The sequence below is a fragment of the Thermincola sp. GK-1 genome (genome assembly GCF_059412445.1).
The window spans coordinates 1-738 of record NZ_JBSQAT010000047.1 but is presented as its reverse complement, the minus strand read 5'-3'; the positions used below and the strand labels follow the sequence as shown (position 1 = coordinate 738).

Here is a 738-nt window from a genome sequence, read left to right as displayed (position 1 = left end):
TTGTATAAACGAAAACCACCTGCTTTGCAGGTGGTTCCAAAAAGCTTTAGCTATGAGTAGAAAAATCTACCTCCATTTGGTAAAATGGTACAGGTTCGCCAACCGTACCGTAACAAAAGGAGGTAGATATTCAATATGGATACTGAAAGTTTAGCACATACACAGTGGAATTGTAAATATCACATAGTATTTGCCCCGAAGTATAGGAGGCAGGTGATATACAATAAAATTAAGAGCGATATCGGAAAGATATTACGAACATTGTGTGAATACAAGAAGGTAGAAATAATTGAGGCCAATGCCTGCCCGGATCATATACACATGTTGGTTTCGATACCGCCAAAGATAAGTGTGTCGAGCTTCATGGGATATTTGAAAGGCAAAAGTTCATTGATGATATTCGACCGGCACGCCAACCTGAAATACAAGTATGGTAACAGACATTTTTGGTGTAGAGGGTATTATGTGGACACAGTTGGCCGGAACAAGAAGGCGATAGAACAGTACATCCGGAAGCAATTGCAAGAGGATATCGCCGCAGACCAAATGACTTTGAAAGAATATATTGACCCGTTTACGGGTGAGCCAGTAGAAAAAAACAAGAAAAAATAAAACCCCTTTAGGGGTAGTTTGAGAAGGTGTGCGGTTGGCGGACCGTTCAGTGAGCCTTTAGGCTCAGCCTGTAACATGCCCTTATAGGGCTAGAGCAAACCACCCGCTGAGCGGGTGGTCATGATT

General features: G+C 42.3%; 1 protein-coding gene. It reads left to right on the top strand.

Annotated elements, in window-relative coordinates; all coding sequences use genetic code 11:
* Window positions 1-135: 135 nt before the first annotated feature.
* Window positions 136-612 carry an IS200/IS605 family transposase gene (gene tnpA / locus ACSNJE_RS15925; protein ID WP_495253076.1) on the top strand — a complete coding sequence of 159 codons (477 nt, stop codon included), beginning with the start codon at window positions 136-138 and terminating at the stop codon, window positions 610-612.
* The last annotated feature ends 126 nt before the right edge of the window (window positions 613-738 follow it).

Bases quoted from the DNA above. Each gene is read 5' to 3' on its own strand.
- tnpA (WP_495253076.1), top strand. From the start codon at position 136: ATGGATACTGAAAGTTTAGCACATACACAGTGGAATTGTAAATATCAC.